This is a genomic window from Pseudomonas sp. Irchel s3a10, assembly GCF_900187525.1.
Taxonomy (GTDB): domain Bacteria; phylum Pseudomonadota; class Gammaproteobacteria; order Pseudomonadales; family Pseudomonadaceae; genus Aquipseudomonas; species Aquipseudomonas koreensis_G.
The window spans coordinates 16,649-36,367 of the sequence record NZ_FYDR01000007.1 but is presented as its reverse complement, the minus strand read 5'-3'; the positions used below and the strand labels follow the sequence as shown (position 1 = coordinate 36,367).

Genomic DNA, 19,719 nt, shown 5'->3' with positions numbered 1-19,719 from the left:
GCTTGCTCCCGAAGTCGGTGTATCAGTCGCCATTGATGTTGACTGAACGACCGCCTTCGGGAGCAAGCCCCCTCCCACATTAGCTTTGTGTTGCTCTCAGGGATGTACCGTCCGTAACGCCACCGAAACTTTCCCGAACCACCCACAGTCATCAACAGACACAGGCTGTACGAGGACTGACAACGGGAGGGCGGCATGGCAACGATTCACATCGGTATTTCCGGCTGGCGCTACGCTCCGTGGCGCGGGGATTTCTACCCGAAAGGACTGGCGCAGAAACGCGAATTGCAGTTCGCTTCGCGGGCGGTCAACAGTATCGAAATCAATGGATCGTTCTACGCCCTGCAACGGCCCGAACGTTATGCCCAGTGGTACAGCGAAACGCCCGACGACTTCGTGTTCAGCGTCAAGGCGCCACGCTTCATCACCCACGTCCGGCGCTTGCGCGAGATCGAAAAGCCGCTGGCGAATTTCTTCGCCTCCGGGGTGTTGGAGCTCAAGGGAAAGCTCGGGCCAATCCTCTGGCAGTTTCCGCCGAACTTCAAATTCAACCCCGAGCGTTTCGAGCACTTTCTCGCTCAATTACCCCACGACACTGAAGCGGCCGCCGCCCTCGCCCGCCAGCACGACTCGCATCTGCACGGCCACGCCAGCCTCAAAGCCTGGCGCAAAAAACCGCTGCGCCATGCCGTGGAAGTGCGCAATGACACCTTCATCGATCCCGACTTTGTGCGGCTGTTGAAACGCTACAACACCGCTCTGGTGATCGCCGACACCGCCGGCAAATGGCCGTACCGTGAAGACCTCACCAGTGAATTTGTCTACCTGCGCCTGCACGGTGCCGAGGAGCTTTATGCCAGCGGTTACACCGACGCCGCGTTGAACAACTGGGCCGAACGCATAGACGCCTGGCATCACGGCCGGCAACCCGGCGATGCGCACCTGATCGCGCCGCGCCTCAAGCCTCGGGCACGTAAATCCCGCGAAGTGTTCTGCTACTTCGACAACGACATCAAAGTCCGCGCGCCCTACGACGCGCGCAGTTTGCTTCACCGATTCGAGCTGGATAAAACGCTCGCCACCACCCCCGGCGAACCGGCTGCCGAAGGGGTGCTGGCATGAGTATTCCAGAGCCGGTCGGGTTCACCGACGAGCAGACCAGCGTTGAAGTGTCGGTGCGCCGTTTCACCGTACTGACGGTCAACACGCACAAAGGCTTCACCGCCCTCAATCGACGTTTCATCCTCCCGGAGTTGCGCGAAGCGGTGCGCAGCGTGGCCGCCGACGTGGTGTTCCTGCAGGAAGTTCACGGCACCCACGAACATCATCCCAAGCGCTACAGCAACTGGCCGACGATGCCGCAGTACGAGTTCCTCGCCGACAGCCTGTGGCCGCAATTCGCCTACGGACGCAACGCGGTGTACCCGGAGGGCGATCACGGCAACGCGTTGCTGTCGAAATTCCAGATCATCCGCCACGACAACCTCGACGTTTCGATCAGCGGCCACGAGAACCGTGGCCTGCTGCATTGCGTGCTGCGCATGCCGGGCGATGGCGTCGAAGTGCATGCGATCTGCGTACATCTGGGCCTGCGCGAAAGCCATCGCAATGCGCAATTGAAACTGCTCGGCGAGCGTTTGGCGGAGCTGCCGGATAACGCGCCGGTGATCGTCGCCGGTGACTTCAACGACTGGCGCCAGCGCGCCGACGCGTTGCTTGAACCCTGCGGCCTGCGCGAGGTGTTCGCCGAGCATCACGGCAAACCGGCGCGCAGCTTTCCGGCGCGTCTGCCGACGCTGCGGCTCGATCGTATTTATGTACGCAACCTCAAGGCCAGCCAACCGAAAGTCCTGGCCAACCGACCCTGGTCACACCTTTCCGACCACGTCCCGTTATCGGTGGAGATCGAACTATGAGCAGCGCACCGCTGGAGAAATCCGCCGTGGAACCGATCAGCATCAACCCGCCGGTACGCGAGCCCGGGCATGTCGATGTCGAGTACGGCTGGCAAGGTAATAACCGCGTCGAGTTACTGGAAAACGGCGAGGAGTATTTCCCCCGGGTGTTCGACGCCATGCGTGCGGCGAAGAGTGAAATTCTGCTGGAGACCTTCATCGTTTTCGAAGACAAGGTCGGCGCAGAGTTGCAGCAGATTTTGATCGACGCCGCTCGGCGTGGCGTGCGCACCACCGTCAGCCTTGACGGTTTTGGTTGTGGTGAGTTGACCACCGCTTATCTCGCGGCACTGAGCGACGCCGGCGTGCACCTGCAGATATTTGACCCGGCGCCCAAACACTTGGGTTTTCGCACCAACTGGTTCCGCCGTCTGCACCGCAAGATCGTGGTGGTCGACGGACTGATCGCGTTCATTGGCGGGATCAATTTCTCCGGCGATCACCTGGCCGATTTCGGCCCTGAAGCAAAACAGGATTACGCGGTGCAGGTTCAAGGGCCGGCGGTCGCTGACATTCATCACTTCGCCCTGCTGCAAAGTGGTCGCCCGGGGCGCGCACGCTTCTGGTGGCAGCGTCGGCGCCAGCGCCGGGCAGACATGGCTTTCAGCGACCACGACGGTCAGGTGCGTCTGGTGTTTCGTGACAACGATCAGCACCACACCGATATCGAGGACGTGTACTTGCACGCATTGCGCCGGGCCAAACACCGGGTGGTAATCGCCAACGCCTACTTCTTCCCCGGCTACCGCCTGCTGCGCGAGATCCGCAATGCCGCGCGCCGTGGCGTCGAGGTGCGACTGATCCTGCAAGGCCAGCCGGACATGCTGGTGGCGAAACTGGCCGCGCGCATGACCTACGACTACCTGCTCAAGGCCGGCGTGCAGATCCACGAATATTGCCAGCGCCCGCTGCACGGTAAAGTCGCATTGGTGGATGAGGAATGGAGCACCGTCGGCTCGAGCAATCTTGACCCGTTGAGCCTGTCACTGAATCTGGAAGCCAACGTGCTGATCCGTGATCGCGCGTTCAATCAGCATCTGTTCCAGCGCCTCGAAGACCTGAGCCAGAACCACTGCAAGGCGATGGACGCCAGCCTTTCGCCGCGTGGACGGATCTGGCACATGACCGTAGGGTTTCTGGTGTTCCACTTCCTGCGGCATTTTCCGGCGATGGCCGGTTGGCTGCCGGCGCATAAACCGCGGCTCAAGCCGTTTCGAGGGCGCACGTCATGAGCCACTCCCACGCACACTCGGCGCCAGCGACTCACTCTCGATGGAGTCGCTGGAAACGTCCGCTGACGCTGCTGTTTTTCCTTGCGTTGATCGTGTTGCTGACGATGTTCGCCACTCGTATCGAATGGGCGGAAGTCCTGCAAACCCTGGCCGACTTCAAGGTGCGCACCCTGATCATCGCCGCCAGCCTGACCTTGTTGAGCTTTCTCACGTACGCCAGTTTCGACCTGATCGGCCGCACCTACATTCGCCAGGACCTGACCTGGAAACAGATCCTTCCGGTGGGGATCATCAGCTATGCGTTCAACCTCAATCTCAGCGCCTGGGTCGGCGGGATTGCCATGCGCTATCGGCTGTATTCGCGCCTGGGGGTGAGCAAAAGCAACATCGCCAAGATTCTCGGCCTGAGCCTGGCCACCAACTGGTTCGGCTACATGACGATTGCCGGCGTGGTGTTCAGCAGCGGCCTGGTGAGCATGCCGCCGGGCTGGAAAATCAGCAGTGGCGCATTGCAGGGAATCGGTGTGTTGCTGTTGCTGGTGAGTGCCGGTTACCTCGCCGCTTGCCAGTTTTCCAAGCGCCGCGAGTGGTCGATTCGCGGGGTGGAAATCAACCTGCCATCCCTGCGCATGGCCGCCCTGCAATTGCTGCTCGGTGCGCTGAACTGGTCGTTGATGGCGGCGGTGATTTTCACTCTGCTGCCGAGCAAACTGGATTACCCGCTGGTGCTCGGCGTGCTGCTGATCAGCGCGATTGCCGGGGTCATCACCCACATTCCGGCGGGGCTCGGGGTGCTGGAAGCGGTGTTCGTCGCGCTGCTGCAGCACGAGGCTTCGCGGGGCAGTCTGGTGGCGGGGTTACTGGCGTATCGGGCGATTTATTTTCTGCTGCCGTTGTTGATTACGGTGGTGATGTATCTGCTGGTCGAGGCCAAGGCCAAGGCGTTGCGAATCGAGAAGACGCCCTCCTGAGTTTTTGGTTATGGCTGATGGCCCCTTCGCGAGCAAGCCCGCTCCCACAGGTAGAAAGCATTCCAAATGTGGGAGCGGGCTTGCTCGCGAAGGCGTCCGAAGAGACACCACAACTCATGTGGACTGAATAATGCTCAACCGCTCCCCGACCACCATCTCGGTAATCCAGTCCACCAGAATCGAGGTGTAAGCCTGCTGCGAAACCGGCTCGCTCAAGGCATGGTCGGCGCCGTCGATGATCCGGTGCGTCAGCGAATGCGTCTGCTGACAGGCGGCGCGGTAACTCATGATCGTCGCGTGGGGCACGTAGTCATCGGTTTCCGATTCCACCAGCAACACATCCCCGGTGAACTGCGAACAGGCGTGCAGCGCACGGTTGCTGTCTGCACGGACCAACGTCGCCCGATAGTCGCGCAGGTCAGCCTTGTCCAGTTCACGCTTGGGCGTGTGCCATTGCTCGTCGCGATACAGCGCCGGTACCCGCAGCGCCAGCCAGCGCACCGGACGCAACGAGGTGAGGATCGAAGCGAGGTAACCGCCGTAGCTGGTGCCAACCACCGCAATCGCCGAGGTATCGAGCGCCGGATGCGCCAGCAGGCGGTCGTAGGCTGCGAGCAGGTCACGCAGGTTGTCTTCGCGCGTGACCCGGGTCAGCGGAATGCCGGTGCCGCCGGTGTGGCCGCGCAGGTCGAAGGTCAGGCATACACAACCGAGACCGGCGATGCCCTTGGCGCGTTCAAGATCACGTTCTTGGCTACCGCCCCAACCGTGCACAAACAACACGCCGGGGACTTTCGATTTTGGACTGAGAAACGTCCCGCTCATCTGTTCGTCATCAATGTCGATCTGAATGCTTTCGCTTCTAGCCGTCATAGGATTTGACCGTTACGTATTTGAGAAGGAATTCACTGTTCTCCGCTGGCCCGCGATAGATTTCGATGGCGTCCGCCGGCAGGCTTTGATCGCTATAGGTTTCTACGGTCGACACTCGGATCGCCGGCATCTGCGGATCATTGACAAAGCTCTGCAACGCGGCCAATTCAGCGCTGCTGGCACCGCCCATGCGCCAGGATTGTTCGAGCACCCCGCTGCGGGGTTTGCCATTGCTGTCCAGCCCTTGGGCAATGTCGTAGTTGCGACGTGAGGCGTAGAAACCCGGGTATGCCTCGTCTGCCGCCCGATCGAAGATCTGTGCCTGCTGGATGGCCAGTCGCACATCGTCCGGCAAATCCAGCGCCAGCAGATTTTCGTAGCCGCCCTGCACTACCAGCAGATTCGAACCGCCATAGACATCTTCGCCATGGGCATCCTTGGTCAAGTATTGATCACCGCAGTAGCTCAGCACTTTGTCGCCGATGAATGACTGGCCGACGCTGTGGGTGAAGACCTTGCTCAAGTCCTGTTCGAGCACCACGCCATCGCGAAACAGCTCGGCAGCCTCCGCACGGGCGAGCACTTCATCGAACGCGTCGAGGCTGTTGATTACTTCTTGGCCACGACCGGCGCAGGCGTGAATCGGCTTCAGGCGGATCGGCCCGCCGTACAGCAGATGCTCGGCGGCGGGCCGCGCATCTTCCACGGCAAACACCGTCAAGCCGTCGAGCACCACATCGCGCACGCGCTCGGAGAATTGCGGCGCCCAGCCCTGTGGCGCGTGAGCCAAATGACTGCGCAAACCGTGACTGATGGCTTTGGTGCAAATGAAATCGTGTTCGACGTACCCGCCCCACAAATCGCCGGGGCCCTTGATACCCAGATTGCGCGCGCTGGCCGCGCCGACAATGGTCTGGGTCGGCAGCCAATACAAATCGCGACCGCGATGCTTCTGCGGATCAAAACTCCCGCCGAAGCTGAGCCCCAGAATTTGCGCCAGCCAGCGGGCCAGCGCCTCGTTGGTCTGCACTTCATGTTGCGGCGCCCCGGCACGAACCGAATGGGCGACGACCACTTTCCTGCTCGACATCGGGGTCATGCGCCCCCCTTCAAGCCACTTGATGAATGTAATGAGAGAAGTGCAGAGATCAGGCCAATCGCCTGGGGCCAGAAATACCCGATGAATCAATCGCTTGAGCATAGGGTGGTGGCATCAGGCCTGTTTCAATCTGCACGACTGCCAGCGAATCCGCGGCAATTTGCACGAAACGGGTCGCCAGCTACCGCTGACTGACTTCCTTCCAGATGGCATCGAACATGACACAACGTTTGAGCATAGCCTGACGCCCGGTTTGAATCGCAAGCCGCTTGGTCTCAGGAATCTGGTGAGTCAGTCGCTGCAGAATTCCCAACATGGTAATCGCATGATCCTCATCCTCTTCGATGTGCAAGCGAAAGAACTCCAGGCCTTCCTCACTGATGTTCAGTCCCTCCAGCGCCAGCAGAATCGGTCGGTAAATCAGCGGCACAATGGCTTCGGCTCCCAGGCAGAGCGCCGCGAGGCCCTCGACAGGATTTTCACTGCGGCAAAGCTGCATGATGCATTGAGTGAAATCCACGGTCTGAGGTAAAGGCAATTCAGCCAAGGGATGGGTGCCCAGGATCCGTAGCGACCTTTGAAACAGCTCGGCATGTGTGAGCTTGTTGTCACCATCAATGCCCATTTCCTCCTGCATGTTTTCCATCAGCAATTTGATGTCGTCAAGGGATTCGAGGCGATTGATGATCGCACACAGAAAGCGGGTAAAGTTTCGCGAGTAGTAATGATGCTGGATCAGAAAGTAACGCATCCCCTGCAGCGAAACATGACCGTCTTGCATTGCCAGCAACAGTTCATGATTAACCAATTCATCTAACGCATCAGCGTCCAGCCATTCGTCCCATAATGTGCCTCCGGTTATGAATTTAATGACCTTCGCCCTATCGCCGCCATTCAACTCTTTGTCTTCATCCAACTTTAAATTCCTTTTAATTCTTTATCAGCCATCCAGCCGATCGAAACTTTCCAGTTATTCCGAAAGACCGAAAAACTTACAAAACCGTATTCATTGTGCGTCGCTGTAAATGACCGGGCGCTCAAACCTGGCCAGAAAGTAAGCACATAGAGAGGCGAAAATGATGCACAGACCGCCTGACGCAAGAATCACAGCGCTGCTTGAGAAATGCAGTAACAGCCATCCACTCAGCAGGCTCGCCGGCGGAATCGCGAGGTAGGCAATGAGCCGTGTAACTCCTACCGTTCGCCCAAGAATGGTTTGCGGAACCACTTGCTGGCGATAGGTGAAAAAAGCGATGACCACCACGGATTGGCAACCGGTAGAAAGCGCCCACAGTGCCGAAAGTGACCACGGATCGTTGGCCATCGCCCCCATCAGCGTAAACACTCCGGCCAGCAAACAGCTTCGACGGATAAGAATGCCGGCCGGATATCTCTTCACCAGAAACGCACCCACGGCTGACCCGGCGACGGCACCTGCACCAATGAGCCCGTAGTAATAGCCGACATCACTCAATGGCACGGCCAGTAGCGTGGTGTAGACATAAACAAGGCTGGCACCGATCAAGGCAAAACCGAAATTGCAGAAAAAGAACAGCATGACAAACGAACACAGTTCTCGCTGCTGGATGACATAGAGCAGTCCGGCTTTGATTTCCGTGAATACCCGCGTGGTGGCAGGCGCAGGCTTACCCTGCTCTTTCAGCAAGAAGCAAAGCGGCAGGGATAGCGCAAATCCGACAATGCTGCCAATCAGCAACTGCTCCTTGGTACTGAAGGCCAGCAAGGCTGCAACGCCGATTGGTGCAACGATGCGAATGATGTTGTCACTGGCATTGACGATTGCATTGAACCGGTGGAGCTTGGGCCCTTCGATCAGTGCGGGCGCAATACTCTGGAAGACCGGGTGGTGGGTGGCGCCGACGCTTGCCAACAGAAAGCTCAGCAGTAACAGGGTGATACTCAAGCTGTTCCCGGACAGCGTATTCACGGCAGCATATATAAGGCAGCCGGTGACGATGTTGATCAGATCACCACCGATCAGAAAACGCCGTTTGCTGTAGCGATCACTCCATACACCGGCGAAGGGCGTGACCAGTATGTAGGGCGCCATCGCGGCGAAAAAAGCCAGCGACGTCCAGACTGGGGAGCCTGTCTGCTCATAAACATAAAGCGGGATCAGAAACGCGATGGCCCATGAACAGATGGACGTGATGGCATAGGACGCCAGGAGTTTGAACATCTAGACGATCTCCGCCTGACGCGACCGTTGCGCGTTCGCGAGATGTCCACACACCGTGCAGTCCGGATTCTGTTGCCAGACTTCAGCAACGCTGACGTCCAGGTCGTCGAATGTGAATTCCTTGAGCTTGTTGGTCAATTGTGGCGGTTGGCAGCCGGTGATGATCTTGACCGTTTCGCTGACCATCATCCCAGCGGTGACGGCCACCAAAGTCACAAGAGCCGGGCCGGGATGCTCATAAGTGATGTCGTGCTGTTTGGCCATGGTCGAAACGCTGTTCACCAGGCTGCTCTTGTTCCGCGCCGACGTCAGCCAGCAAGCACCGCAGCCCGAGGAGCCAGGCACCACCGAATAAAACACCGAGCGGCGTACATCAAGCCCGCCTGAAATGAAGGGTACGCCCTGTTCAACACAGGCCTCATTCAGCCAGTCGGCCATGTAGTTCGCGGGTTTATCGGCGACACAAATCACAATATCGTGACCGCGTACGATGCCGGCGACGTCTTGCGCCGACTGCAGGCGGGTTTCGTGAGCAGTAATGTCGAGGTGACTGTTGAATTCAAGCAACCTGCGCCTGGCCGTTGCAACCTTCGGCATGCCAACGTCGGTTTCCTTGTAAAGGATCTGCCGGTTCAAATTGCTCATCTCGATCGTGTCAAAATCGAGGATCGTCAAGTGGTGGACGCCCAGCGCCACCAGGTCGAACAGGATATGGGTGCCCAGACCACCGCAGCCCAGTACGCAGACCCTGGCCGCGCGCAGTTTTTCCTGGGGGGTGAACTTGTTCTCGCCCACAGCCGCCATCGACCCGAAAAAGTCGATGTTGCGGGAAAATCTGATGCGATCATGATCCGAAAGTGAAGTCGTTTCAAAGGCATCCGGACTTTCGACCAGCCGGTATTTGATCAGATCTTGCGCAACGCTACGGATTTCGTCCTGACCCACCCCGGGATAACGGTCTGCCACCTGGGTAATCAACTCCTCATAGGGTGTACGGCCATCAAGTGCCTTGATGAACTCCCAGACAGCACCGTGTAGGTCGGGGACTTTTGCGTATTGACCGTTAAAACGCAGAACTACCTGACCATCAAGTTTGAACGGAATAATCGTCGGTTTAAGACAAAGTTTCATATTCGAGCCTCGATCGCTATTAAAACAAGTTAGTAAAAGAACCAGGGCCGCGAAGGCCCCGGTTCTTACTGATCAGATCAGCCGATCTGAGAATCGCCAGCGGAAGATGCTTTTTCGAAAGTCATAATGTTTTCCTCAAAAGTTGAAGGGCCGGTGGTCCAAGCTGTTTTTCCACCGGGATGAAGGTGTGCACACCCCAAAACTAGAATATGTTTTCAGTGGTTGCGAACCGAGCTTGTTTCTTAATATTACTCACACCAAACACACTTCCTACACTCTTGCCAAGTGTCGCAATTACCTCTTACGGAAACATACAAAAACAGCGTAGGAATTATCTTCAATATTTAAACAGCAAAAAATCATATCGGGAGAATTGAAAATAGATTCGCCTTCCAGACAATAAACATCAGTAATTGATCGGAATCCCCTCTTCACCCAAGATCAACGCTCGCAACCACCACCTCTCAGCGAATTCGACAGGCTGAAAAAATCTCACGCGTGAGCCATTGATGGCATTTTGAATTGGTTGTAGTGTGGCTCACGCGTGAGATGTTCATAACGGAGTCATTGCCATGAAAAGTCGCTCCCCCACCGTTGCATCAGAGAGCCCACAGGGAGAGCGCTCGAAACCGTCCGCGAAAAAACCGTCGAGCTTCTACATGAAGCAGATGCGCGCGGGCCTGGCTGCCGCCGGTTATGTGAAACACGAAACTTGGGTACTTCCGGAAAACCGAAGCTTGCTCAAGCAGATGGAGCAACAGCTACGCCAACCGATTCTGGCTGGCTCATTCATGTCGGAGAATTACATGAGCGCAGGCAACAACTGGAACATCGATAGCCTCTTCAACGCCCTCAAGGCACTGGACGAGGTGGCTTCGCAGGAGATCACGCTGTCTCTGATCCAGAGCTCCGAACCCAGCATCAAGCTGGAAATGAACGAATTCGGCGGTCTGCCGATTCACATCGCCTTGGCTGGTCAGCAGATCATCGTTGACACCGTGCTGGTGGATATCGATTCGATCACTGACGTGCACGCCTTCAACGACGCCGTGCTGCGCAGCCGGGAAATGTTCCCGCTGTCGTCGATCGGCATCGAGTCGATGCCCAACGGCCAGACCGTTTACAACATGTTTGGCGCCCTCAGCGCCGACTCGAGCCTGACCAACGTCGTCACCGAGGTGAAAACCCTGGTCGACAACGTGCAGCGCGCGAGCGAAGCCTTCGAACACTTCTTCAAGTAATCAACAGGGAATATCCAATGACTCAGTCCATCTGGAGCAAGTTGTTCACCGCTCTGCGCGGCGGCGCCAATGAAGTCGGCGAAGCGATCGTCGACCAACAGGCCCTGCGCATCCTCGATCAGGAAATCCGCGACGCCGACACCGCGCTGTCGAATGCCCGCCGTGAGCTGGTCACCATCATGGCCAAGCACAAGCTGGCCGCCGATCGCGTGAGCGAGTACGACGCCAAGATCAAGGATCTGGAAGCCAAGGCGGTTTCCGCACTGAACGCCGGCCGCGAAGACCTGGCCATGGAAGTGGCCGAAGCGATTTCGACCCTGACCAACGACCTGACCGCCGAGAAAGCCCAGAGCGACGAGTTCGGCACCTACGCCGAAAACATGCGCAAGGACATCAGCAAGGCCGAGTCGCGGATCAAGAGCCTGCGCCAGCAAGTGGACATGGCCAAGGCCCGTGAAAGCGTGCAAAAGGCGCAGGTCAGCGCGTCCATCGCCAGCGGCGGTGCCAACGGCAAGCTGGAAACCGCTGTCGGCACGCTGAATCGTCTGCAGGCCAAGCAGCAGCAACGCGCTGCCGAGCTGAGTGCCGCCGATGAACTGGCTGACGCTTCGACCGGCAATGACCTGGAACGCAAACTGCGCGACGCCGGCATCACGCCTAACGAAGGCAGCGCCAATGCGATTCTCGAGCGTCTGAAGCAGAAGTCCGCTCAGTAAGCGTTTGCACAAAAACCTGGGGGAGCGGGCTTGCTCGCGAAAGCGATTTGTCAGTCATTACTTTAGCTGCCTGACACTCCGCCTTCGCGAGCAAGCCCGCTCCCACATGGTTTACGGCGTGTCGTTCGTCGCCCGGCCCGGTACACTGGCGGCGTTTTTTACGACGAACACCTCCACCCGCCTCAAGGAATGTACCCATGGGATGGTTCAAAGACTTGCTGGGCACCAGCAACTGGCAGACCGCTGCGCCAACGCCAACCGTTGCCAGTGGCCCACTCGGGATGGCACAAGGCAAAGGCGTGCGATTCGATTCGACCCTGGCCTTGCTGCTTGATGGCAGCACCTCGGTACAGGTTCCGGCTGCAGAGGCAATCTGGAGCGCCGGCTGGATCGACCTCGGCCAATCCAACAAGCTGCATCGCTACTACCTCAATAACGAAGACTTCTGGCTGCAGATCCACGTCACCGGTGACGACCAGATCGAGTCGGTCACCCTGTTCAACTACCTCAGCTACGTGACCGTCAACAGTGACGCCGAGCTGCAGCGCCTCGCCGGCCCCGCAAGCCCGATCGGCCTGCCGATCTACACCCACGACGGCGTCCAGTACAGCCGCGAATGGGGCACCGAGCAGGGCCAGACCGAACTCGTTCCGATGACCGAACACGTGGTCAACCCGGACGAGAGCTACACCATCGAACACCACTCCATGCTTTACGCGCGCGAGACCGGCCTGACCGATCGCCGCGAATTGCTGCTGTTCTCCGTCGAACAGGACGAGGAAGGCACCGTCAGCCTGAGCACCTCGCTGGGCATTTCGCTGTACACGACTGATTTGAGCACCATTTAAATAAGGAAGTTTTCCATGCTGGAAGTGCTGGCCGTTTCCCTGAACAAGACCGCACTGGTCGGTTTCGTCGTCTACCTGATCGGCGCCGTGCTGCTGTTCATGCTGTTCCAGTTCGTCTACACCCGTATCACGCCACACAAAGAGTTCGAGCTGATTCGCTCCGGCAACATCGCTGCCGCCATCGCTCTGGCGGGCGCGATCATCGGCTTCGCGATTCCGGCCAGCAATGTCATCGCGTTTTCGGTCAACGTCCTCGATTTCGTGCTGTGGGCGGTGATTGCTGCCGTGGTGCAATTGCTGGCATTCCTCGCCACAAGCCTGGTGCTCAAGGGCACGTCGCAGCGTATCGCCAACGGTGAAATCGCCTCGGGAATCTACGTGGCCGCAGTGGCCATCAGCGTCGGCATGCTCAACGCCGCGTGCATGACCCCGTCCAACTGATCGGCAGGAAGCCTTCGATGAAACGCAGCAAGTACGTTCAACTGTCCCTCGCCGCTTCGGTGGCGCTGGCGATTTCCGGCGAGGTTACCGCGCAGGAGCAGCAACGCTTCCAATCTGTCGAGGAGTGCGTCGGCGCCGAGGTGGCCGCCGATGTCTGCTCCAACGCCTATGTCGCGGCATTGACCGAACACCGACGCATTGCCCCGGCCTACGATGACAAGGCCAAGTGCGACGCCGACTTTGCCGCCGACTGGTGCCAGAAAAACTCCGATGGCCGCTTCGTGCCGAAGCTCGGCGGTTTCAAGGTGCCGCAGAACGGCGAGGCGCCACAGGACCTGAATGCGCTTGCCAATGCGCAGATGCCTGCCGGTGAAGCCTCCGCCGCGCAGAACGCACAAAGTACATCTCACTCGTCCGGCGGCGGCAACGGTTGGCTGACGGGCTGGCTGATCGGCAATGCGATGAGCAACAACGCCAATCGCACAGTCTATCGCGATCGCGATACGCGCCAGACCTACAACACCTCGACGCAGTACCGCAAAATCGAATCGGCACCGGCTACCCGCACCGACACCCGCTACGACAGCACCCGGAGCAAACCGGTCAACGTCGCTTCGTCGACGTCCCGCGGCGGCTTCGGCAGCCAGTCTTCCGCGCGCAGCGGTTGGGGCGGCTGGGGCAGTTCGAGCAGCTGACCATGAAGAAGATCCACTGCGCCGAGCGCCCCGACTGGAAACAGACTGCCGAAAGCCTCGGCTTTCTGTTCCACACCATCGACGACGAGCCGTACTGGGACGAAAGCGCCTACTACCAGTTCACGCTCGCGCAGATTGAAAATGATCTGGAGGATCCGACCACCGAACTGCACGAGATGTGCATGGACCTGGTCGACCGCGTGGTGCACAGCGAAGAGCTGCTGGATCGCCTGAGCATCCCGGCGCCGTACTACGACATGATCCGCACGTCCTGGCTGGAAGGTCATCCGCATCTGTATGGGCGTATGGACTTTTCCTACAACGGCAACGGCCCGGCCAAGCTGCTGGAGCTCAACTACGACACGCCGACCAGCCTCTATGAGGCGGCGGCGTTTCAGTGGGGTTGGCTGGAGCAGTGCATCGAGCGCGGGATGCTGCCGCGCCATGCCGACCAGTTCAACAGCATCGATACCAAGCTGCACCAGGCGTTTGCCGAGTTGCAGCTCAAGCGGCCGTTCTACTTTGCTTCGATGAAAGACTCGGTCGAAGACAAGGGCACCACCGACTACCTGCGCCTGATCGCGGAAAAGGTCGGGATCGAATCTAGGCACATCGACATCGAAGACATCGGCTTGACCGCCGAAGGTCGCTTCGTCGATCTGCAGGATCGCTGGATCCCGCACCTGTTCAAGCTGCATGCCTGGGAATTTGTTTTCCACGAGCCGTTCGGCGCAGCGATTGCCGAAAGCGATACGCAGTTTTTCGAACCGGCGTGGAAGTCGATCCTGTCGAACAAAGGCGCGCTGCCGCTGCTGTGGGAATTGCACAAGGGCCATCCGAATCTGCTGGCAGCGCATCTTGATCCGAACCCGGCAAGTGCAGTGCCCAAGGGCTGGGTACGCAAACCGTACTTTTCCCGCGAAGGCGCGAATATCGAGCTGCAAACGGCAGAAGGTCTGATCGTCAAAGAGGACGGGCCCTATACCGATGCGCCGTTCATCCTGCAGGAATTTGCGCCATTGCCGAAGTTCGACGACAGCTACACGCTGGTCGGCTCGTGGGTGATTGGTGATCAGGCCGCAGGGATCGGCGTGCGGGAAGACAACAGTCTGATCACCAAGGATTCGAGCCGGTTTCTGCCGCACCTGATCCTCGACTGAACCACACACCCGCATTTGTGGGAGCGGGCTTGCTCGCGAAAGCGGACTGCCATTCAACAAATGCTTTGACTGACCCGACGCCTTCGCGAGCAAGCCCGCTCCCACAGGAGATCAGTGGTAATCGCGGACCTTGCGCCACAAAAAAGGCCCGTCGTTTTGAACGACGGGCCTTTTTTATTCAGCGCGGATGCAGCAACGAATCAGAACGGAATGTCGTCATCGAAGCTGTCGAAATCCGGAGCCGGTTGCGGTGCAGCCTGCTGTGGAGCCGGGGCCGGACGCTGTTGCGGAGCCGACTGTTGCGGACGCGGAGCCTGTTGACGTGGCGCCTGCTGCTGGTAGTTATTGCCACCGCCTTGTTGATCGCCCTGTTGAGGACGGCCGCCGAGCAGTTGCATGGTGCCTTGCATGTCGACCACGATTTCGGTGGTGTAACGCTTGATACCGTCTTTTTCCCACTCGCGGGTCTGCAGCTTGCCTTCGATGTACACCTGCGAACCCTTACGCAGGTATTCGCCGGCGATTTCGGCAACCTTGCCGAACATCGAAACACGGTGCCATTCAGTCTTCTCGACCTTCTGACCGGTTTGCTTGTCGGTCCACTGTTCGCTGGTTGCCAGACTCAGGTTGGTCACGGCGTTACCGTTAGGCAGGTAGCGAACTTCGGGATCCTGGCCGCAAGTGCCGACCAATATGACTTTGTTAACCCCACGGGCCATAACGTTCTCCTAGGCTTCGCAAGCAGCCCCGGCCGGGTTGTTCACCAGGCGTTCGAGGGTGTCGCGATCCACTAATTCTTTGTCCAGTTTGATGTAAACAGCCGCTTCATCAGCAACTATCACTGCATCTGTTACCCCTACGAGGGCCTTGAGGCGCTCGACCAGACCCGCTTCGCGGATCGCCTCGGGCGACAACGGCAAGCGCAGGCTCGTCACGTAGGGAGGTTCGCGCATGGTAACAGCAAAGGCCAGCCAGATGGCAGCCAGACCCGCACATCCAAGGAACACAACCGACAGACCGCCATGCTGAAACAGCCAGCCGCCGAGTATCCCGCCAAGTGCCGAACCGAGGAACTGGCTGGTGGAATACACGCCCATCGCCGTGCCCTTCCCGCCTGCCGGTGAAACCTTGCTGATCAGCGACGGCAACGAAGCTTCCAGCAGATTGAACGCGGTGAAGAACACCACCGTACCGATCACCAGAGCCCGCAAGCTGTCACCGAACTGCCAGAAGAATAGCTCAGTGAGCATCAGCGTCAGGACGGCGCCGAGCAAAATTCGTTTCATTTTGCGTTTCTTCTCGCCGTAGATGATGAACGGGATCATGGCGAAGAACGAAATCAGCAGTGCGGTCAGGTAAACCCACCAGTGCTGCTCCTTGGGCAAACCGGCCTTTTCCACAAGGGCCAACGGCAGGGCGACGAAGCTCGACATCAGCATCGCGTGCAGCACGAAAATGCCCAGATCCAGGCGCAGCAGATCCGGGTGTTTGAGTGTCGGCATCAGGGCCTGACGCGCCACGCCGGATTCTCGATGGCTCAACGGCCCGGTGGATTTCGGCACCATGAACATCACGATGACGATCCCGAACAGGGCCATACCGCCAGTGGCGAGGAACAGCCCGGACAGGCCAAACGCGCGGGTCAGCAACGGCCCGACCACCATGGCCACGGCGAACGACAGACCGATGGTCATGCCGATCATGGCCATGGCTTTGGTACGGTGTTGTTCACGGGTCAGGTCGGAAAGCAGTGCCATGACCGCAGCGGAAATCGCCCCGGCGCCCTGCAGGATGCGTCCGGCAATCACGCCCCAGATCGAATCGGCCTGAGCCGCCAGCACACTGCCAAGGGCGAAGACCACCAGCCCGAGGAAAATCACCGGCCGCCGGCCGATACGGTCGGAAATGATCCCGAACGGAATCTGGAAAATCGCCTGGGTCAGGCCGTAAGCGCCAATCGCCAGCCCGATCAGGGCCGGGGTCGCTCCCGCCAGGTCCATGCCGTAGGTCGCCAGTACCGGCAACACCATGAACATGCCAAGCATACGGAAGGCGAACACCAGGGCCAGACCGCTCGCTGCGCGGGTCTCGCTGCCACTCATGCGTTCGCTGTGGGGATCGTGCATGGAAAAACCTCGTGTGAACCGGCGGCGATTCTACCAGTCCCATCGAAAGACGGGGTATATCGCGACGCTATGACGCGTATAGATGAAACTCTCTTCATGCAAGGTAAAAAACCCTTCGTTTGATAGTGTGCATCCATCCAGTATTTGCCCGTATACTCCTACGTTTTCGACGCCCGCCGAGCGAGGCCACTTTGGACAAGATCCTGATACGTGGGGCCCGTACCCACAACCTGAAGAACATCGACCTGACCCTGCCACGGGACAAACTGATCGTCATCACCGGCCTGTCCGGATCCGGCAAGTCGTCCCTGGCCTTCGACACGTTGTACGCCGAAGGTCAGCGCCGCTATGTCGAATCCCTGTCGGCCTACGCCCGACAGTTCCTGTCGATGATGGAAAAGCCCGACGTCGACACCATTGAAGGCTTGTCGCCGGCGATCTCCATCGAACAGAAGTCGACCTCGCACAACCCGCGCTCCACGGTCGGCACCATCACCGAAATCTACGACTACCTGCGTCTGCTTTATGCACGCGTCGGTACGCCGCGCTGCCCGGATCACGACATCCCGCTGGAAGCGCAGACCGTCAGCCAGATGGTCGACCTGGTGCTGGCGCAACCGGAGGGCAGCAAACTGATGCTGCTGGCGCCGGTGATCCGCGAGCGCAAAGGCGAGCACTTGTCAGTGTTCGAAGAGCTGCGCGCCCAAGGCTTCGTCCGCGCCCGGGTCAACGGGCGGATCTGCGAACTCGATGAACTGCCGAAACTGGATAAACAGAAGAAGCATTCGATCGATGTCATCGTCGACCGCTTCAAGGTTCGCGCCGATCTGCAGCAACGTCTGGCCGAATCTTTCGAGACCGCGTTGAAACTGGCGGACGGCATTGCCCTGGTCGCGCCGATGGATGATGAGCCGGGTGAAGAGATGATCTTCTCCGCGCGCTTCGCCTGCCCGATCTGCGGCCACGCGATCAGCGAGCTGGAACCCAAGCTGTTCTCCTTCAACAACCCGGCCGGTGCCTGCCCGACTTGTGATGGTCTGGGTGTGAAGCAGTTCTTCGACATCAAGCGTCTGGTCAATGGTGAACTGACCCTGGCCGAAGGCGCGATTCGCGGCTGGGACCGGCGCAACGTCTATTACTTCCAGATGCTCGGCTCACTGGCGTCGCACTACAAGTTCAGCCTGGAGAAGCCATTCAACGAACTGACCGCCGAACAGCAGAAGCAGATCCTGCACGGCAGCGGCTCACAGAATGTCGACTTCAAGTACCTCAACGACCGCGGCGATATCGTCAAACGTTCGCACCCGTTCGAAGGCATCGTGCCGAACCTTGAGCGTCGCTACCGCGAAACCGAATCGGCCAGCGTGCGCGAAGAGCTGGCCAAGTTCCTCAGCACCCAGGCTTGCCCGGATTGCCGCGGCACTCGTCTGCGTCGTGAGGCGCGGCACGTGTGGGTTGGCGAGAAAACCCTGCCGGCGGTGACCAACCTGCCGATCGGCGATGCCTGCGTGTACTTCGGCGAACTGAAGATGACCGGGCGGCGTGGCGAAATCGCCGACAAGATCCTCAAGGAAATCCGCGAGCGTCTGCAATTCCTGGTCAACGTCGGCCTCGACTATCTGTCGCTGGATCGCAGCGCCGACACCCTGTCCGGTGGCGAAGCACAGCGCATTCGTCTGGCGAGCCAGATCGGCGCCGGCCTGGTCGGGGTGCTGTACATCCTCGACGAGCCGTCCATTGGACTGCATCAGCGCGATAACGACCGTTTGCTCGGCACCCTCAAGCACCTGCGCGACATCGGCAACACTGTGATCGTGGTCGAGCACGACGAAGACGCGATCCGTCTGGCCGACTATGTGGTGGATATCGGGCCGGGCGCCGGGGTGCACGGCGGGCAGATCGTGGCTGAAGGTACGCCGGCCGAAGTCATGGCGCACCCGGACTCACTGACCGGCAAATACCTGTCGGGCCGGGTGAAGATCGAAGTGCCGGCCAAACGCACACCACGCAACAAGAAGCTGACGCTGTCGCTCAAAGGTGCGCGCGGCAACAACCTGCGCAACGTCGATCTGGAAATCCCGATCGGCCTGCTGACCTGCGTGACTGGTGTTTCCGGCTCGGGCAAATCGACGCTGATCAACAACACGCTGTTCCCGTTGAGCGCTACTGCACTCAATGGTGCGACCACGCTGGAAGCGGCCGCACATGACAGCATCAAGGGCCTGGAGCATCTCGACAAGGTTGTCGATATCGACCAGAGCCCGATCGGCCGTACGCCGCGCTCCAACCCGGCGACCTACACCGGGCTGTTCACACCGATCCGCGAACTGTTTGCCGGCGTGCCTGAGTCGCGCTCCCGTGGTTACGGCCCGGGGCGCTTTTCGTTCAACGTCAAGGGCGGGCGCTGTGAGGCGTGTCAGGGCGACGGTCTGATCAAGGTCGAAATGCACTTCCTGCCGGACATCTACGTGCCGTGCGATGTGTGCAAGAGCAAGCGCTACAACCGCGAAACCCTTGAGATCAAATACAAGGGCAAGAGCATCCATGAAACCCTCGAGATGACCATTGAGGAAGCCCGGGAATTCTTCGACGCGGTACCGGCGCTGGCGCGCAAGCTGCAAACGTTAATGGATGTGGGCCTCTCGTATATCAAGCTCGGGCAATCGGCAACCACGCTGTCCGGTGGTGAAGCGCAGCGGGTCAAACTGTCACGCGAGCTGTCTAAGCGCGACACCGGCAAAACTCTGTATATCCTCGATGAGCCGACCACCGGCCTGCACTTCGCGGATATTCAGCAACTGCTCGACGTGCTGCATCGCCTGCGCGACCACGGCAACACGGTGGTGGTGATTGAGCACAATCTGGACGTGATCAAGACTGCCGACTGGCTGGTGGATCTGGGGCCGGAGGGCGGCTCCAAGGGTGGGCAGATCATCGCCACCGGTACCCCGGAGGAAGTAGCCGAGATGAAGCAGTCTCACACCGGTCACTACCTCAAGCCGTTGCTGATTCGCGATCGTGCTTAATCGCC

Annotated in this window: 18 protein-coding genes; 11 read left to right on the top strand and 7 right to left on the bottom strand. The window is 59.1% G+C overall.

Annotation, left to right across the window (positions count from 1 at the left end):
* Positions 1–195 precede the first annotated feature (195 nt).
* From CKW11_RS20480 to CKW11_RS20465, 4 genes are read left to right on the top strand one after another with little or no spacing between them, the layout of a single operon-like run.
* The gene (locus tag CKW11_RS20480; RefSeq protein WP_095139083.1) at positions 196–1,122 is read left to right on the top strand and encodes a DUF72 domain-containing protein; all 927 of its coding nucleotides are present in this window, start codon (positions 196–198) and stop codon (positions 1,120–1,122) included.
* On the top strand, positions 1,119–1,916 hold the full coding sequence (locus CKW11_RS20475; RefSeq protein ID WP_095139081.1) for an endonuclease/exonuclease/phosphatase family protein: 798 nt from the start codon (positions 1,119–1,121) through the stop codon (positions 1,914–1,916). Before CKW11_RS20480 ends, CKW11_RS20475 begins: the two co-directional genes overlap by 4 nt.
* The gene (gene clsB / locus CKW11_RS20470; RefSeq protein ID WP_095139080.1) at positions 1,913–3,187 is read left to right on the top strand and encodes a cardiolipin synthase ClsB; all 1,275 of its coding nucleotides are present in this window, start codon (positions 1,913–1,915) and stop codon (positions 3,185–3,187) included. Before CKW11_RS20475 ends, clsB begins: the two co-directional genes overlap by 4 nt.
* Positions 3,184–4,158: a lysylphosphatidylglycerol synthase domain-containing protein gene (locus tag CKW11_RS20465; RefSeq protein WP_095139078.1), complete on the top strand. Its 975-nt coding sequence runs from the start codon at positions 3,184–3,186 to the stop codon at positions 4,156–4,158. The genes clsB and CKW11_RS20465 overlap by 4 nt, the downstream gene beginning before the upstream one ends.
* Positions 4,159–4,272: 114 nt before the next feature.
* Here the strand turns inward: CKW11_RS20465 and CKW11_RS20460 are convergent, their stop codons facing one another.
* The 5 genes from CKW11_RS20460 to CKW11_RS20440 all read right to left on the bottom strand — a co-directional run bounded on the left by CKW11_RS20460 (position 4,273) and on the right by CKW11_RS20440 (position 9,461).
* Positions 4,273–5,031, bottom strand: coding sequence for a S9 family peptidase (locus CKW11_RS20460; RefSeq protein WP_027614239.1), 759 nt, complete (start codon positions 5,029–5,031; stop codon positions 4,273–4,275).
* Positions 5,021–6,130: a DUF3182 family protein gene (locus CKW11_RS20455; protein WP_095139076.1), complete on the bottom strand. Its 1,110-nt coding sequence runs from the start codon at positions 6,128–6,130 to the stop codon at positions 5,021–5,023. Before CKW11_RS20455 ends, CKW11_RS20460 begins: the two co-directional genes overlap by 11 nt.
* 181 nt (positions 6,131–6,311) lie before the next feature.
* Entirely contained in the window at positions 6,312–7,046 is a 735-nt protein-coding gene (locus tag CKW11_RS20450; protein WP_095139074.1) for a TenA family transcriptional regulator, read from the bottom strand.
* A gap of 90 nt (positions 7,047–7,136) precedes the next feature.
* Positions 7,137–8,330, bottom strand: a complete 1,194-nt coding sequence (locus CKW11_RS20445) for an MFS transporter (protein ID WP_095139073.1) — start codon at positions 8,328–8,330, stop codon at positions 7,137–7,139.
* Positions 8,331–9,461, bottom strand: coding sequence for a ThiF family adenylyltransferase (locus CKW11_RS20440; RefSeq protein WP_095139071.1), 1,131 nt, complete (start codon positions 9,459–9,461; stop codon positions 8,331–8,333).
* 572 nt (positions 9,462–10,033) lie between these two features.
* On the opposite strand from CKW11_RS20440, the gene CKW11_RS20435 reads away from it, so the two are divergent.
* The 6 genes from CKW11_RS20435 to CKW11_RS20410 all read left to right on the top strand — a co-directional run bounded on the left by CKW11_RS20435 (position 10,034) and on the right by CKW11_RS20410 (position 14,562).
* Positions 10,034–10,702, top strand: coding sequence for a YjfI family protein (locus CKW11_RS20435; RefSeq protein WP_095139070.1), 669 nt, complete (start codon positions 10,034–10,036; stop codon positions 10,700–10,702).
* Between the two features lie 17 nt (positions 10,703–10,719).
* A complete protein-coding gene (locus tag CKW11_RS20430; protein ID WP_007966153.1) occupies positions 10,720–11,418 on the top strand; it encodes a PspA/IM30 family protein in 699 nt (232 codons plus the stop codon).
* 197 nt (positions 11,419–11,615) lie between these two features.
* Entirely contained in the window at positions 11,616–12,266 is a 651-nt protein-coding gene (locus CKW11_RS20425) for a DUF2491 family protein (protein WP_095139068.1), read from the top strand.
* A 15-nt stretch (positions 12,267–12,281) separates the two neighbouring features.
* Positions 12,282–12,707: a DUF350 domain-containing protein gene (locus CKW11_RS20420; protein ID WP_095139066.1), complete on the top strand. Its 426-nt coding sequence runs from the start codon at positions 12,282–12,284 to the stop codon at positions 12,705–12,707.
* A gap of 17 nt (positions 12,708–12,724) precedes the next feature.
* Positions 12,725–13,402, top strand: coding sequence for a DUF1190 domain-containing protein (locus tag CKW11_RS20415; protein WP_095139064.1), 678 nt, complete (start codon positions 12,725–12,727; stop codon positions 13,400–13,402).
* Between the two features lie 2 nt (positions 13,403–13,404).
* Positions 13,405–14,562 (top strand): glutathionylspermidine synthase family protein, encoded by a 1,158-nt coding sequence (locus CKW11_RS20410; protein WP_095139062.1) that lies wholly within the window; start codon positions 13,405–13,407, stop codon positions 14,560–14,562.
* A 200-nt stretch (positions 14,563–14,762) separates the two neighbouring features.
* On the opposite strand, the gene CKW11_RS20400 is transcribed toward CKW11_RS20410, so the two are convergent.
* Positions 14,763–15,281: a single-stranded DNA-binding protein gene (locus tag CKW11_RS20400; protein WP_007966163.1), complete on the bottom strand. Its 519-nt coding sequence runs from the start codon at positions 15,279–15,281 to the stop codon at positions 14,763–14,765.
* Positions 15,282–15,290: 9 nt separating this feature from the next.
* Positions 15,291–16,688, bottom strand: a complete 1,398-nt coding sequence (locus tag CKW11_RS20395; RefSeq protein WP_027614250.1) for an MFS transporter — start codon at positions 16,686–16,688, stop codon at positions 15,291–15,293.
* Between the two features lie 191 nt (positions 16,689–16,879).
* Between CKW11_RS20395 and uvrA the strand changes: the two genes are divergently transcribed.
* Positions 16,880–19,714 (top strand): excinuclease ABC subunit UvrA, encoded by a 2,835-nt coding sequence (uvrA, locus tag CKW11_RS20390; protein WP_095139060.1) that lies wholly within the window; start codon positions 16,880–16,882, stop codon positions 19,712–19,714.
* Positions 19,715–19,719: the final 5 nt, after the last annotated feature.

Excerpts from the sequence above, each read along its gene's own strand:
- CKW11_RS20480 (WP_095139083.1), top strand. The coding sequence starts at position 196 with ATGGCAACGATTCACATCGGTATTTCCGGCTGGCGCTACGCTCCGTGG.
- CKW11_RS20475 (WP_095139081.1), top strand. The coding sequence starts at position 1,119 with ATGAGTATTCCAGAGCCGGTCGGGTTCACCGACGAGCAGACCAGCGTT.
- clsB (WP_095139080.1), top strand. The coding sequence starts at position 1,913 with ATGAGCAGCGCACCGCTGGAGAAATCCGCCGTGGAACCGATCAGCATC.
- CKW11_RS20465 (WP_095139078.1), top strand. The coding sequence starts at position 3,184 with ATGAGCCACTCCCACGCACACTCGGCGCCAGCGACTCACTCTCGATGG.
- CKW11_RS20460 (WP_027614239.1), bottom strand. The coding sequence starts at position 5,031 with ATGACGGCTAGAAGCGAAAGCATTCAGATCGACATTGATGACGAACAG.
- CKW11_RS20455 (WP_095139076.1), bottom strand. The coding sequence starts at position 6,130 with ATGACCCCGATGTCGAGCAGGAAAGTGGTCGTCGCCCATTCGGTTCGT.
- CKW11_RS20445 (WP_095139073.1), bottom strand. The coding sequence starts at position 8,330 with ATGTTCAAACTCCTGGCGTCCTATGCCATCACGTCCATCTGTTCATGG.
- CKW11_RS20440 (WP_095139071.1), bottom strand. The coding sequence starts at position 9,461 with ATGAAACTTTGTCTTAAACCGACGATTATTCCGTTCAAACTTGATGGT.
- CKW11_RS20435 (WP_095139070.1), top strand. The coding sequence starts at position 10,034 with ATGAAAAGTCGCTCCCCCACCGTTGCATCAGAGAGCCCACAGGGAGAG.
- CKW11_RS20430 (WP_007966153.1), top strand. The coding sequence starts at position 10,720 with ATGACTCAGTCCATCTGGAGCAAGTTGTTCACCGCTCTGCGCGGCGGC.
- CKW11_RS20425 (WP_095139068.1), top strand. The coding sequence starts at position 11,616 with ATGGGATGGTTCAAAGACTTGCTGGGCACCAGCAACTGGCAGACCGCT.
- CKW11_RS20420 (WP_095139066.1), top strand. The coding sequence starts at position 12,282 with ATGCTGGAAGTGCTGGCCGTTTCCCTGAACAAGACCGCACTGGTCGGT.
- CKW11_RS20415 (WP_095139064.1), top strand. The coding sequence starts at position 12,725 with ATGAAACGCAGCAAGTACGTTCAACTGTCCCTCGCCGCTTCGGTGGCG.
- CKW11_RS20410 (WP_095139062.1), top strand. The coding sequence starts at position 13,405 with ATGAAGAAGATCCACTGCGCCGAGCGCCCCGACTGGAAACAGACTGCC.
- CKW11_RS20400 (WP_007966163.1), bottom strand. The coding sequence starts at position 15,281 with ATGGCCCGTGGGGTTAACAAAGTCATATTGGTCGGCACTTGCGGCCAG.
- CKW11_RS20395 (WP_027614250.1), bottom strand. The coding sequence starts at position 16,688 with ATGCACGATCCCCACAGCGAACGCATGAGTGGCAGCGAGACCCGCGCA.